The sequence below is a fragment of the Arthrobacter sp. Rue61a genome, assembly GCF_000294695.2.
GTDB classification, from domain to species: Bacteria; Actinomycetota; Actinomycetes; order Actinomycetales; family Micrococcaceae; genus Arthrobacter; species Arthrobacter aurescens_A.
In genome coordinates this window covers 4,498,049-4,511,615 of sequence record NC_018531.1, presented here as the reverse complement: position 1 = coordinate 4,511,615, position 13,567 = coordinate 4,498,049, and the positions used below count along the sequence as shown (strand labels likewise).

Genomic DNA, 13,567 nt, shown 5'->3' with positions numbered 1-13,567 from the left:
CCGTTCAACGGAATTGTTGTAACGCTCATCACGAAACCCGGGCCACACTAATTCCAGACTCATCCCCGCTTCCGAGCAAGCCGGGATACGCAACGAAGCGAGGAATACCATGGCACGCACAGCTATCACCACTCAAGTCGCCATCATGGGCGCTGGCCCCGCCGGCTTGATGCTCTCCCACTTGCTGGCTCAGCAGGGCATCGAATCGGTGGTGGTGGAGATCCGTAGCCGCAAGGATATCCAGGAAACGGTCCGCGCCGGAATCCTCGAGCATGGCACTGTGAACCTGCTGGTTGATTCCGGCGTCTCGGACCGGGTGCTGCGCGAAGGCGACCGACACGACGGAATCGAACTGCGATTCAACGGCGAAAGCCACCGCATCAACTTCAAGGAACTCGTAGGCGAATCCGTGTGGCTGTACCCGCAGACGGACGTTTTCATGGACCTCGCCGCCAAGCGGGAGGCCGACGGCGGCGACGTCCGTTACAGCGTTACGGACACCACTGTGCACGACCTCGAAGGCAAGCCGAAAGTTTGGTTCACCGACGCCGGGGGCCAGGAGTTCGAAATCCAAGCCGATTTCCTGGTGGGTGCCGACGGGTCGCGCAGCCACTGCCGCTTCCAGATCCCCGAAGCCAACCGCAAATGGTACTTCCACGAGTACCCGTTCGCATGGTTCGGAATCCTGGCCGAGGCCCCGCGCAGCGCCGACGAACTCATCTACGCCAACTCCGAGAACGGTTTCGCCCTGATCAGCCAGCGCACCGAAACCGTTCAGCGCATGTACTTCCAGTGCGACCCCAAGGAGAACGTGGCCGACTGGGACGACGAACGCATCTGGACCGAGTTCCGCAAGCGAGTCAACGGCAACGGGTTTGAGCTCAAAGAAGGGCCGGTCCTGGAAAAGATGGTCCTGCCGTTCCGCAGCTTCGTCCACACCCCCATGCGTCACGGCAACCTCTTCCTCGCCGGCGACGCTGCGCACACCGTCCCACCCACTGGCGCCAAGGGCCTCAATTTGGCGATACACGATGTCAAGGTGCTGTTCGAAGGCTTGGATTCGTTCTACTCAAGCGGCTCCACTGCGTTGCTCGATTCCTACAGCGACCGCGCCTTGGACCGTGTCTGGAAGGCCCAACATTTCTCGTACTGGATGACGTCCATGCTGCACACCGTGCCGGGCGCCGACGACTTCGACCGCGCCCGCCAGCTTGGTGAGCTGCACTCCGTTGTGACGTCCGAGCACGCCAAGGCATACCTGGCGGAGTCGTACACAGGTTGGCCGACCTCCCGGTAATCCTGGTGGAGGCAGGCCGCATGCTGCACTAGCAGCACCCGGTGACTCACTGGCTGTTGGTTTGGTGGCTCGCTGTATCAGTGAGTGGCTGAATCGCCGAAACAGCAATCCGCTTCCAGCTCTTCCCACCTTTCGCTCATGTCTTGTGGGGTGTGTGGTGGTGGTTGCGTCGGGGTGTTTGGTGGGGGTCGACGTGGGGTGGGGGGATGAACCAGGGGATGCCTGTTGTCATGTCGATGCGCCATTGCTCCTTGTGGATGAGGTGGTGGTGGTGGCTGCAGAGCAGGGTGCCGTTGTTTGTGCCTGTGGTGCCGCCGTGGGACCAGTAGGTGGTGTGGTGGGCTTCGCACCAGGGTGCGGGCATGGTGCAGTCGGGGAAGGCGCAGCCTTGGTCGCGTGCGGTGATGGCTTTGCGGATGTGGGGTGGGAAGATCCGGGTGGTGCGGCCGATGTCCAGGATTTGGGAGTCGCTGCCGAGCAGGACGGGGAGGATGTCGGCGTCGCAGGCGATTTTGCGGATGGTGTTGGGGTGGATCGGGCCGGTGAACGTGGCTGTGCCGGTGCTGAGCCGGTTGCGGGTACCGGGTTGGTTGCGGGTGCTGGGCGGGTTCGCGGCCGTGCCGGTTTCCGGGAGCTGGCTGTGGGTGAGTTGGAGTTGGTTGAGGAGGTCGCGGCGGTCGATGGTGACGGTGACTTGGGGTCGGAGGCCGCCGTTCGACGGGAGTTTCCCGGTGCTCATCGCGACGCTGCACGCACCGACGAGGCCGTCGAGGAGTTTCTGGGCCCTCGAGCGCCGGTCCAAGTCGGGGCCGGCTAATCCAGGTCCTGTTCCATGCGCCGCTCGGCCGTCGGCGCCTGATCCGTCGGGGTCTGTTCCGTCTGTGGCTGCTCCGGCCGGGGCTCCCGTGCCAGGTTCGTCGTCCGGGCCGCCCTCGGCTGTGGTGGTGAGTCGGGGGTTGGTGGCGGCGTTCATGGCGGTGGTGAGGGTTTCGTATTGTTCTGCGGTGGCGAAGATTTCGAGGTGGTGGAGTCCGTGGCGGCGTCGGCGGCGGAGGAACGCGCCTTGGAGTTGCCGGAGTGCTTCTTCAGTGGGTTCGGGACCGTCCTGATCGATCAGGTCGGTCCAGCGTCGGGCCATCTTGGCCACGAAGTCCGGGTCGGATTCGATGGCGGTGGTGGTGAGGGCGTGTTCCATGTCGGTGATGGTCCCGGGTTCTGCGAGGTGCCGGACCTTGTCCAGGGCGGTACTGATGATCGTCGCGGACCGGGAGGGCACCAAAGCCGATCCGATGGCGTCGGCGAGGATTTCACGCCGGGCCGGGACGTCCTGCCCGGTCATTCCGGCCTGGGGGAGGACCTCGGCGGCGAGGGCGAGCCTGCGCCTGGCCTCGCCGATACCGATCCGCAACCGTGCCCGAAGGAACTCCGCCGCGTTCCGATACCCATCGTCCAAAGGATTGGCGGATGCCGTCGCCGTCGCATTGCCCGCACCCGCGACGGCCGTACTGGTATGAGTTGCTGCTCCCGCCGGGACGGTATCCGCCGAGGCTGAAGTTGCGGGAACCGTCGAAGGCCCCGCCGGTTCAGTCCAACCTGTCCGCCACTCCGGCGCTGCTGACGACCCCGGTGGCGCATGCTGTGCTTCCGTCCGGGTTCGTTCCACGGCTTGCGCCGCAACCACCTGCAAATACTCCACGGATCGCGAGATCTCCTCGACCCTGCCGGCAAAATCCGCGGCCTCAACAAACCCAAACAGCCGGGCCTCCGCGGCAGCAGTCGAGCGCATCGATTCCAACAGGGCAGCCCCCTGGCCGAGCACCTGAGTCAGCCCCGGGACGGTGCCGGTGCAGCCGCTGCGTGGTTCTAAGTCCTCACTCGATGTAATTGGTTTCGTTGGCGAACCTTGTTTTGAGCCAACCCTGCGGTCCCGCTGGAACTCCGAGGAGTTGGCGATCGACTCCAAGCCGTGAAGCAGCTCAGCGCTGAGTGGGTTGCCCGCAGTGGAGCCTACCGCCGTCGAAAGCTTATGACCGATTGCGATCTCACCGGGCACCGCTGTCGTTCTTAGGGGGATGCGTCCCGGCAGCCCGTCGGCACCGGACGAATCCGCCCGCCGCGCCAATGTCTGCCCAATGCCTTCCATAAATCAACAATGTCATTTGGGTCCATCAGGCATCAGCCCTCATCGCCGCTATGTGGATAAAGTGCGCAGTTCGTCGATCAGATGGTCCAAGGACGCGCGGTGGCGCTCGATCACAGCGATGTTGTTGCTGAGTCTTGCCCGTTCGCGCAGGAGCCGGGCCTGCAATTCCGATGTCCGCTTTCCATGATCAGTGATGCAGGGCAGGAGTTCAGTCATTGCTTTGCTGCAGAGTCCGGCGTCGAAGAGACGCTGTATTAACCCGACGCGCTGAACAGCGTCGTGGCTGTAGGTCCGCTGCCCGGATTGTGAGCGCAACGGACTGAGAAGGCCTTGATCTTCGTAGTAGCGAAGTGAACGCACGCTAGCCCCGGTCGCTGCAGCGAGTTCGCCGATACGCATAAGTATTTGCCCCTCACGTTGGTGTCAGGTCCTACGGTACAGACATGACAAGTGAACCAAGCCCAAAGTCACCGGTCCGGCAGTTGCGCCTCGTCGTGGAGGCTGAGGATTACGAGGCTGCATTGATGTTCTTCCGCGACACCCTGGGCCTGTCGGAGCAGGCTGCTTTTGAAGGGGAAGGGGACGCCCGCGTCACCATCTTGGAAGCCGGCCGAGCCACGCTGGAGATTTCCAACCCCGCGCAGGTGCGGCTGATCGACCAGGTTGAGGCCGACGGACAGCCCAGTGCCAAGATTCGAATCGCCTTCGAAGTGGATGATTCCGCCGCGGCCACTAGAGACTTGGTCGAAGCAGGAGGCACCTTGATTGCTGAACCCAGGGAAACCCCGTGGAAGTCGTTGAATTCGAGGCTCGAAGCACCCGGCGGGCTCCAAATCACGCTGTTCCAGGAGCTTGAATCCATCGAAGAACGTAGCTCGAAGCCTGGTTTCAAACGCCCCTGACCGCTCGTGGCCTAACCGGCGACTCCCGTTTGATGGTCGATCCCCGCTTGGTCCACCTTCCGGTGGAAGCGCATTCCGGCCTTGCCACCTAGAATGGCGCCGATGAGGGGCACGATGAACGCGATGGCGAGGCCAATGATGCCACTGGCGGTCATGAGACTTCCGTCGACGGGGATCTGGGGCGCGCCATTGAGATCGCTGAGGATGTTGAACTGGCTCCCGGCCACAGTCGCGAGGATCGCTACGATGATGGCGACGATGATGCCCCATAGCCACACCGCGAGCCCTTGCTTCGCTCCGTCGAAACGGGCCATGCGTCCGGCGACGTAACCACCGCAGTAGTACGCCAGGAATAAGACGATTGCCAGGACGATGCCGCTGACGATGCCCAGAGTCTCTGCGTTCTGTTGCGCCTGTTCCGCTGCTTGTTCGGCGGTGGAAGAATTCGCTGCCCCCACGCCGACGCCGATCGCGGTAGCTAAGGCGCTCAGCAGGACAGTCATCCCGATTGCCGTTAGCCAGCCAAAGGAGGCCGAGCCCCATTTGATGCCGCCAAAGCGTTCTTTCTCGGCAGCGACCACGTCGTTCCTGCGGCCCCTGGGTGTGCTTGACCCTGCGATGTTTCTGTCTGCCATGTCAGCTCCTTGTCCGGATGCCTGGGCTTTGGCCTTTCATAGTCAAGCAAAACATCCTCATCAGCGAGAAAGCAAGGAGGCTTACTATTTTTCTCAGCGGTCGATTTCAGCCGCGCTGCGCAGCGCGCCTTCGAAATCACCCGCACCTTGGAGAAGCTGCAGGGCCGCCGCTCCCGGAGATCCCGGGTCTGCGGCATAGAGGAGGACCCGGTGCCCGGACTCATCCGGCGGCGTAAGTACCTCGAAGTTCAGCTCCAGATGACCCACTTCCGGATGCTGCATGTATTTCACTCCGGACATGCAGTTCTCCACTGGATGCTTGGCCCAGAGCTTCGCAAACTCCTGGCTCTTCAAAGTGAGCTCACCAACCAGGGCAGCCAGTTCCTGATCATCGGCGGACTTTCCTGCCACCAGGCGCAACGACGCTACTGCACGGCTGGCCTCCTCTGGCCAGCGCGTGTACAGCTCCCGTGTGTGGGGGTCGAGGAACAACAGCCGGGTCATGTTGGGACGCGAGGACGGGGTCTCCGGGGCGGCGTATTCCAGGTGGCCGGCGACGAGCCGGTGCCCCAGGGCATTCCACGCCAGCACTTCACTTCGGCGACCCAATACAACGGCCGGGGTACCGGACATGGACTGGATCAGTCGCAGGGTCCCGGGCCGCACTTTGTCCGGTTTGAACGGCATGCGCCGCTTCGCCTTTCCGGGGCGCGCCAAGTTGAAGAGGTGCGCGCGCTCGGCCTCGTCAAGGTTCAGGGCACGGGCGATCGCACCGATCACGGCTTCTGAAGCATTAGTGCTGAGGCCCTGCTCCAACCGTGTGTAGTACGTGGTGCTGACTCCGGCGAGCATGGCCAGTTCCTCCCGTCGCAGGCCAGGGACGCGCCGGGTGCCGTAGTTCAGAACGCCGACGTCATCTGGCTGCAAGGCTGCCCTGCGGACGCGAAGGAACTCCCCAAGTTCACTGTGTGTACCCATGCCCCCATTGTTCATGTGCTGGCCGGCATTGTCCTGTCACTGCCAGTGGTACCCACAACGGGGTGTGGTTGCCAAACACGAACACGGCCACGCTGGGGGCATGCCAACATCCAACAAAATCAGTCATCCCCACGTCGAGCCAGTAACAGGCGTAGCCAAACAAGGCATGACCACCAGGCAGCGGCTGGCGCTCATTGTCCTCCTGGCTGCGAGTTTCACGCTGGCAGTCGATTTCTCCATCCTCAACGTCGCCCTGCCTGCCATCGGCTCAGACGTGGGCTTCTCGCTGGAAAACCTCCAATGGGTGGCAACGGCTTTTGCCCTGTGCGCAGCCGGCCTCACGTTGCTTTTCGGGCGCGTAGCGGACCTGGCGGGACGCCGGAGGATGTTCCTGATCGGCATGGCACTGCTCGGGGTAGCTTCCCTGGCTGGTGGCCTCGCCACTGAACCGGCGTGGCTGCTGCTGGCAAGGGTTGGCCAAGGCATCGCGACAGCCATGGTGGTACCGGCTGCGTTGTCGCTGTTGCTGGTTTCGTTCCCGGAGGGCCCTCTTCGGGACAGGGCACTCGGGCTCAACGGCTCCCTGATGGCTGCCGGATTCACCACGGGGGCAATCCTTGGTGGGCTGCTGACCGAGCTCCTGAGCTGGCGGTGGGCGTTCTTCATCAATGTTCCCGTTGCGGTAGCAGTTCTCCTCATCGCACCCGTTGTACTCGCCGAAAGCCGACCATCGTCCAAGGTCCGGCTCGACGTTCCCGGCGCCATCACGGTCACGCTGGGCTTGCTCACCCTGGTGTTCGGCCTCACCCATGCCGCCGAACACTCATGGACCGAGCCTCTGACGCTAGGTGCGCTTGCGGCCGCCGTCATTCTCTTTGCCGTGTTTGCCAGGGTTGAAAGCCGTGCCCCGCACCCGCTGGTGCCCCTCGGCATCCTCAAGCGTCCAAGCGTGGCGTGGGGCAACATCGCCGGGGTTCTGGCGTTCGTCACCGAGACGTCGCTGGTGTTCCTGCTGACCCTGTACCTGCAGCAGGTCCTCGGCTATACGCCGCTCGCGGCGGGTCTTTCCTTTGCCGTCCTGGGCCTGGGCACGGTCCTCGGCGGCGTGCTGGGGCCAAGAGTGATCGCGAGTGTGGGCAGCAAGAGGGCAATCGTGTATGGGTTCGTGGTTCAGGCAGTGGCTACCGGAGCGTTGGTGTGGCTGAGCTCAGATCCGGCGTCCTTAGGGCTGTTGCTGGTGGCGACATTCATTGGGGGTGTCGCCAACCTGGTGGTCATCGTCGGCTTTATGGTGACCGCCACGTCCGGGCTGCCCGACTCTGATCAAGGAATGGCCACGGGTCTGGCCACCATGAGCCAGCAGATCGGCATCACCATGGGCATTCCGGTGATGAGCGCGGTATTCACCGCCCAGCTGGTGGCTATCGGCGCATCGGACGCTCCCGCCGTGCTCAGCGGCGTCACGGTGGCGGTGGGGGTGAATGCGGCCATGTGCGTCGCGGCTGCCGTGGCCGTTGCGGTGTTCCTCAGGAAGCCGGCTTCCGCCTGACGTCGCGCAAAGGCGACAAACGCACGACGGCGGAAGGTCGCCGTCGTGCGTTTGTCGCGTTGGGAACGGACTGCAGAAGTGGCGGTCAAGGCTGTTGCGACGCCGCCGCGGTCGGTTCAAGATCGGCGAGCGTGAGCAGACGCGCAGGAGCATCCGGGAAGGGCGCAGTGGAGGTGACGGCGAGACCCGGGCCCACGTGAACCAGCTCGCCGGATTCCATGGGCCGCCAGCCGGGGTTCGGGTCCATGGGTTCGGTGGCGAAGAGGACATGCGGAGAACGGGAGAGCTCGGTGCTCTTCGAACGGATTCGCTTGCTTCGAGCATCCAGCGGGGCGGACGGATCAGGTGCCGCAGTTGGATCCCTTTCCAGCACATACAAGGGGTGGGTGGCCGGGTACCTCAGCGCCCACATGTCGGTTGCGGTGGTCAGGATGAAGTTGAGGCTGAAAACGGGTAGATCCCTGGCAACCCAATTGATGGCCGCCGCGATGCCTGCCCCCACGTCCCCGTCGGCCCGCCTCGTTTCCGCCGTGATAAGCGCGAAAAGGCGTTCGCTGTCCGACTGACCCAACACCAGGTCCATCACGCCGAGCTCGATGAGTCGCTGGTCGAGTTGGTCCAGGCCGTGAAGAACGCCGTTGTGCGCAAACAGCCGCCCGTCCTGCTCGAACGGGTGCGTGTTGACCATGGTGAGCGCACCAGTGCTGGCATACCGCACGTGGGCCAGGAACGTTGTGCTCTTCAAGTCCCTCGCTTCACGGGCGAAAGCGTGGTCCTCCCATGCGGCCAAAGGCTGTTTGGCCACGTGCGCCTTGCCGGCAGAATCGAACGTGCCTATGCCGGCGCCGTCGGGCTCCCGCCGGCTTTGCGCGGAAAGGCTGTCCGGGGCGTCCAACAACCAGAAGGTGGCCCGCACCGGCCGGGGACCGGCGTGGAGCCCGAAGAGACGGCACATATCCAACTTCCCTTCCAGTGCTTAGTGGTGAAAGCCCTCTGCCTGCTTGTCGGTGGGCATCGGTGCCGTGAGACTGTCGAGGTAGTCCACTTCCTTCTTGAGGTCAGCCAGGAAACTGGAGGCGAGGTCGCGGGTGAAACCGTTGCGGACCACGATCCTCTGGACCGTGACGTCACCCAAACCGTCAGGGAGGGGGTACGCCGGAACCAGCCAGCCGTTCATTCTGAGCCGTTCCGAGAGATGGTGCAGGTTCCAGTGTTCCGTGTGGCCGTCGCTGAGCTGCCACGCGAATACCGGAATGTCCGAGCCGTCGCTCCACAGGGTGAACGCGTCCATGGCACCGATTTCGCTGGAGAGGTAAAGGGCCACATCCCGTGACGTCGCTTGGACGGACCTGTACCCGGCAAAGCCAAGGCGCAGGAAGAGGTAATACTGCAGCAGCACTTGGGCGCCGGGCCGTGAAAAGTTCAGCGCAAACGTGGGCATGTCCCCGCCGAGGTAGCTGACGTGGAAGATCAGGTCCTCGGGGAGCGCCGCCGCGTCCCGCCACACCACCCAGCCCAGTCCGGGATACACCAGCCCATATTTGTGGCCGGAGGTGTTGATCGATGCGACGCGGGGGAGCCGGAAATCCCACACCGTTTCAGGTTGCAGGAACGGTGCCACCATGGCTCCGGAAGCCCCGTCCACGTGGATGGGAATGTCCAGTCCATGGCGGGCCTGGATCTCGTCCAACGCGTCCGAGATGAGTTCCACAGGCTCATACTTCCCGGTGTAGGTGACACCCAGGATGGCGACCACGCCGATGGTGTTTTCGTCCACGTACTGGTCCAGGTCATGGCCATCCAGCGTGGGGTGCTCGGCTGAGACCGGGACAAAACGGGGCTCCACATCCCAGTAATTGCAGAACTTCTCCCAGCACACTTGAACGGCGGAGCTGAGGATGAGATTGGGTTTCTCCGTGGACTTGCCCGCTGCGCGCCTTGCGTGTTGCCACCGTCGCTTCAAGGCTAAGCCACCCAGCATGCAGGCCTCCGACGATCCGATGGTGGAGGTGCCGATGCTCTTCTCGGGATCCGGAGCGTTCCACAGATCCGCGAGCATCCGCCAGCAACGGGTTTCGATCAGAGCCGTTTGGGGGTACTCGTCCTTGTCGATCATGTTCTTGTCGAACGTCTCGGCGTAGAGCTTGGAGGCTTCCGTCTCCATCCACGTTCCAACGAAAGTGGCCAGGTTCAGCCGCGAGTTGCCGTCCAGCATCGCTTCATCGTGCACAACCTGGTAGGCCGTGGCCGGTAAGGATTCACCGTCCGGCAGGGTGAAACGGGGAAAGATGGTGGATTCTCCGGGCCTGCTGAACAGGGGATTGAGTTCGACGGCGGTGTCCGGTTCATGCTGTGACGCTCGGTGGGATCTGCTCATGGGCCAGCTCCTTGGAAATCGTCCGCTCGCGGCGGGGCGCAACCTGTCTTTGGCTCACGCTACCCGGGACGGCCCGCCCACCCAAGCTCCGCAGACCAAGTGGAGATTAGTCGGGGATCTCCATCTGGAATCCGCACTCGTCGCAGTGCAGAACCCTGGTGCTGAGGTAGACCTCCAGCTCAGGGTCAATGGATTGGCCGGTGGTTTCGACCATAAAAACGTGTTGCTTCCCGAGGCCTGCATGCATGGGAACTCCGCAGTGGAGGTAATGGTTGCCGAGCTGGAGGAGGTGGAGCGGAGCGGGCGCGGGGGTTTGGCTTGGAAGGGGGAAGTGTTCTGGCTGAGCAGACATGATGAACCCTGGCGGGAAGGGAGAATGGATACCTTTGGGCACAAGTACTGATTTCTCCGCTTCGAGCCTACGGGCCAGCGGGCAGTGTGGCAAGCGCCACTCGTTCTCCATAATTAGGGCTTGCCAAGCAAACACTAAGCATGCTTACTGTATTGGTGTTCCTTAAAGTCGACGGGTTGAAACTTGCTCCCCGCTCCGGCATCCGGAAACCACGCCCGGTGATGCAGCCCGCTTGGCACTCCACAGTAAGAGAACCGCATTCCAAGGAGACATCATGCTCGCGAGGGAAAACATTGACCGTCTGATGGGCCTCAACGGAAACGTCCGCACCACTGAAGGTGACAAGGTGGGCTCCATCGGCACGTTTTACACCGACGATGACACGGGTGAACCTACCTGGGTGACCGTCAAGACAGGTCTTTTCGGCAGTTCGGAATCGTTCATTCCGCTTCAAGAAGCCACAGTCGAAGGCGACGATGTGGTGGTCCCGTTCAGCAAGGACCACATCAAGGACGCACCGCGTGTTGCCGAGGACGGGCACTTGGATCCGGGCGAGGAGAGTCGCCTGTACAACCACTATGGACTTGAGGGCGAGAGTGGCTTCAGCGGTCACGATGACTACGCCGGCACCACCACCGGAACAGTGGGGACTGCAGGCACAACCGGCACCAGGGACACGGTGGACAGGGACGCCGTGGATACGGACGCCAGCTACACCCGGGATACGGACACCAGCCGCGGCGATGATGCCATGACCCGTTCGGAAGAACGGCTGAACGTGGGCACGGAGAAGCAAGCCACTGGCCGGGCGCGGCTGCGCAAATACATCACCACGGAGAACGTCACCACCACGGTTCCGGTGCAGCGCGAGGAGGTCCGCCTGGAACGCGAGCCCATCACGGATGCGAACGCCGGGGACGCCATGTCCGGGGCGGAGTTGACCGAGAGCGAACACGAGGTCACCCTCCATGAGGAGCGGCCCGTGGTGCAGAAGGAAACCGTTCCGGTGGAGCGCGTACGCCTGGAAAAGGACACCGTCACTGATGAAGTCCAGGTGGACGAGGAAGTCCGCAAGGAACGTATTGAAACTGAAGGAACCGGTACGGGCGAGACGCGCCGCTAGTTGCATGATGTGAGGCCCGCTCTGCGCCCCAAAAACTCGGAAGAGTGCGCAGGGCGGGCGTCACAACGTCCGCTGAGCTATCGCTGACGAACTGGTGATGGGACCATTGTTTGTATGGGCGAACAAGAGAATGTGCAGCCCGCCGCGCCCTTGGGTGCAGCGTCAGAAGATCGGGGTGACCCGAACACACAGCAGATGCGGACCGTCGGCCAGCGTCGGCGTGAAGCCGAACGCAAGCTGGACCTCCACTTGGAGGAAGCGAGCCACAAGGGCGAACCATCAGCTACCGAAGGCGAGGATCATTCCGAAGGGTAGAGCCGCTGGCCCGGCCCGGATGTTTGGGTCTATGGAGCGGCGTGTCACTGCTGTGGGCTTCACCCTGGTGAAGCTGCAGGGCACTGTGAATCAGCGGGAAATGGCTGAAGGCTTGCGGAGTGTTGCCGAGGTGCCGCTGCGTCCGCGGATCCCACTCCTCGCTGAGTAGGCCCACATCGTTGCGGAGGCTGAGCAGCCGCTCAAACAGCTCGGTCGCCTCGTCGGAGCGGCCGATTCCCAGCAGCGCATCCACCAGCCAAAACGAGCACGCCAGGAAAACGCCTTCGTCGCCCGGAAGTCCGTCATGTCCGGACTGCGTGCGATACCGAAGGACCAGTCCGTCGTCAGTGAGTCCCCTCTGGATGGCGTCCACAGTTCCTGCGACCCGCGGATGCCGGTGCGGCAGGAAGCCGACGCGCGGAATCAGGAGGAGGCTCGCGTCCAGTTCCGTGCTGCCGTAGGACTGGACGAAGGTGTTGAGTTTCTCGTCGAAGCCCTTGGCCATGACGTCCGCATGGATCTCGCTGCGGAGGGCGGCCCACCTATCGGCAGGGCCGGGCAAGCCTGACGTTCGAACGGCTTTGACCATTCGATCAGCAGCCACCCACGCCATCACCTTGGAATGGGTGAAGTGCTGCCTCGGGCCGCGCATTTCCCACAGCCCGTTGTCCGGCTGGTCCCAAGCCCCTTCCAAGAACTCCATCAAGGCGACCTGGATATCCCAGGAGCTATCCACGCTGCCATCAGGGGAGGCCGCCCGGGTCAGCGAAAGCCCGTCCAGTACTTCGCCCCACACATCCAATTGAAGCTGCGGAGCGGCGGCGTTTCCGGTGCGGACGGGCAGTGAACCTTCGTAACCCGACAACCAAGGGATGTCCGCTTCCGGGAGTCTCCGGGCGCCGTCGAGCCCGTACACAATCTGGAGTTCTGACGGGTCACCGGCGATAGCGCGCAGCAGCCAGTCGCGCCAAGCGGAAGCTTCCTCGGTGTAGCCCGCTGCGAGCAGCGACTGCAGGGTCAAAGTGGCATCCCGCAACCAGCAATATCGATAATCCCAGTTGCGGGGTCCGCCGATTTGCTCGGGCAGGGACGTTGTCGCAGCAGCCACGATGCCGCCTGTGGGTGCGTACGTCAGCGCCTTGAGGGTGATCAGGGACCGCTCCACCGGCTCCTTGTATTTGCCGGTCATTTCGCTGCGGCCGATCCATTCCAGCCAGAACGCCTCCGTCGCCTCCAGCGCCCGCAACGGATTAATCCGGCGCGGCTCCCGTTCGTGGCTTGGTGCCCAACGCAGCACGAACGGAACGCGCTCGCCGGCGCGGACAGTGAATTCGCTGACGGTGCGTTTGTCCCGGCCCACCAAGGGTGCGGGGGTGGTGAGGTAGGCCGAATCGGGGCCGGCCACCGCGCTGATGCCGTGCTCGCCGTGCCGGACCCACGGCACCACCCGGCCGTAATCGAAGCGCAGGACCAGTTCCATTTGCATGGTGACCTCGCCGGACAGTCCTTCGACGATCCGCACCAGATCCACGGCGTCGTCACGGACGGGCATAAAGTCGATGACCCGGACCGAGCCGCCGTCCACTTTCCATTCCGTTTCCAGGATCAGGGTGTCCTCACGGTATTGGCGCCTCGTGCAGTTGCCGCCCTCCGGTGTCCCGGCGGGCGCCAGCAGCCAGCGGCCGGCCTCAGACGTGTGCAGCAGCGATGCGAAGCAAGCAGGGGAGTCGAAGCGCGGCAGGCACATCCAGTCGATGGAACCGCTGCGCCCCACCAGGGCAGCCGTGTTCAGGTCCCCGATGATTGCATAGTCCTCGATCTTGGCCATGAACTCAGCTCCCTCACTCGGCGTCGGCTATGCCTGACCGTACCGCGTTGGCCCGAGTGCCTCCAATG

The 13,567-nt window shown here is 63.2% G+C and carries 13 protein-coding genes; 5 read left to right on the top strand and 8 right to left on the bottom strand.

Translation table 11 applies throughout. The features are described 5' to 3' along the window. Window positions 1-109: 109 nt before the first annotated feature. On the top strand, window positions 110-1,297 hold the full coding sequence (locus ARUE_RS20625; RefSeq protein WP_014923180.1) for a 4-hydroxybenzoate 3-monooxygenase: 1,188 nt from the start codon (window positions 110-112) through the stop codon (window positions 1,295-1,297). Window positions 1,298-1,433: 136 nt separating this feature from the next. Here the strand turns inward: ARUE_RS20625 and ARUE_RS20620 are convergent, their stop codons facing one another. Continuing rightward, window positions 1,434-3,440, bottom strand: a complete 2,007-nt coding sequence (locus tag ARUE_RS20620; protein WP_014923179.1) for an HNH endonuclease signature motif containing protein — start codon at window positions 3,438-3,440, stop codon at window positions 1,434-1,436. 48 nt (window positions 3,441-3,488) lie between these two features. After that, window positions 3,489-3,839 (bottom strand): MerR family transcriptional regulator, encoded by a 351-nt coding sequence (locus tag ARUE_RS20615; RefSeq protein WP_014923178.1) that lies wholly within the window; start codon window positions 3,837-3,839, stop codon window positions 3,489-3,491. A gap of 44 nt (window positions 3,840-3,883) precedes the next feature. Between ARUE_RS20615 and ARUE_RS20610 the strand changes: the two genes are divergently transcribed. After that, the gene (locus ARUE_RS20610) at window positions 3,884-4,342 is read left to right on the top strand and encodes a VOC family protein (protein ID WP_011776573.1); all 459 of its coding nucleotides are present in this window, start codon (window positions 3,884-3,886) and stop codon (window positions 4,340-4,342) included. Window positions 4,343-4,353: 11 nt separating this feature from the next. Here ARUE_RS20610 and ARUE_RS20605 read toward each other — a convergent pair whose 3' ends face one another. Beyond that, complete coding sequence (locus ARUE_RS20605) at window positions 4,354-4,977, bottom strand: hypothetical protein (protein ID WP_043470839.1); 624 nt, start codon at window positions 4,975-4,977, stop codon at window positions 4,354-4,356. Between the two features lie 93 nt (window positions 4,978-5,070). Then, window positions 5,071-5,955 carry a helix-turn-helix transcriptional regulator gene (locus ARUE_RS20600; protein ID WP_043470837.1) on the bottom strand — a complete coding sequence of 295 codons (885 nt, stop codon included), beginning with the start codon at window positions 5,953-5,955 and terminating at the stop codon, window positions 5,071-5,073. Between the two features lie 166 nt (window positions 5,956-6,121). On the opposite strand from ARUE_RS20600, the gene ARUE_RS20595 reads away from it, so the two are divergent. Further along, entirely contained in the window at window positions 6,122-7,504 is a 1,383-nt protein-coding gene (locus tag ARUE_RS20595) for an MFS transporter (protein ID WP_014923174.1), read from the top strand. An 85-nt stretch (window positions 7,505-7,589) separates the two neighbouring features. On the opposite strand, the gene ARUE_RS20590 is transcribed toward ARUE_RS20595, so the two are convergent. The 3 genes from ARUE_RS20590 to ARUE_RS24250 form a co-directional block, all read right to left on the bottom strand. Next, window positions 7,590-8,459, bottom strand: coding sequence for a class II glutamine amidotransferase (locus ARUE_RS20590; RefSeq protein ID WP_043470834.1), 870 nt, complete (start codon window positions 8,457-8,459; stop codon window positions 7,590-7,592). 21 nt (window positions 8,460-8,480) lie between these two features. Beyond that, a complete protein-coding gene (gad, locus tag ARUE_RS20585) occupies window positions 8,481-9,881 on the bottom strand; it encodes a glutamate decarboxylase (protein ID WP_014923172.1) in 1,401 nt (466 codons plus the stop codon). A 106-nt stretch (window positions 9,882-9,987) separates the two neighbouring features. Next, window positions 9,988-10,233, bottom strand: coding sequence for a hypothetical protein (locus ARUE_RS24250; protein ID WP_143711672.1), 246 nt, complete (start codon window positions 10,231-10,233; stop codon window positions 9,988-9,990). Between the two features lie 274 nt (window positions 10,234-10,507). Between ARUE_RS24250 and ARUE_RS20575 the strand changes: the two genes are divergently transcribed. Both ARUE_RS20575 and ARUE_RS20570 read left to right on the top strand, forming a co-directional pair. Beyond that, window positions 10,508-11,356, top strand: a complete 849-nt coding sequence (locus ARUE_RS20575; RefSeq protein ID WP_011776567.1) for a PRC and DUF2382 domain-containing protein — start codon at window positions 10,508-10,510, stop codon at window positions 11,354-11,356. Window positions 11,357-11,470: 114 nt separating this feature from the next. Next, the gene (locus ARUE_RS20570) at window positions 11,471-11,671 is read left to right on the top strand and encodes a hypothetical protein (RefSeq protein ID WP_014923170.1); all 201 of its coding nucleotides are present in this window, start codon (window positions 11,471-11,473) and stop codon (window positions 11,669-11,671) included. Here ARUE_RS20570 and ARUE_RS20565 read toward each other — a convergent pair. Beyond that, entirely contained in the window at window positions 11,640-13,499 is a 1,860-nt protein-coding gene (locus ARUE_RS20565; RefSeq protein WP_014923169.1) for a glycoside hydrolase family 15 protein, read from the bottom strand. The two genes, ARUE_RS20570 and ARUE_RS20565, sit on opposite strands and share 32 nt — an antisense overlap. Window positions 13,500-13,567 lie beyond the last annotated feature (68 nt).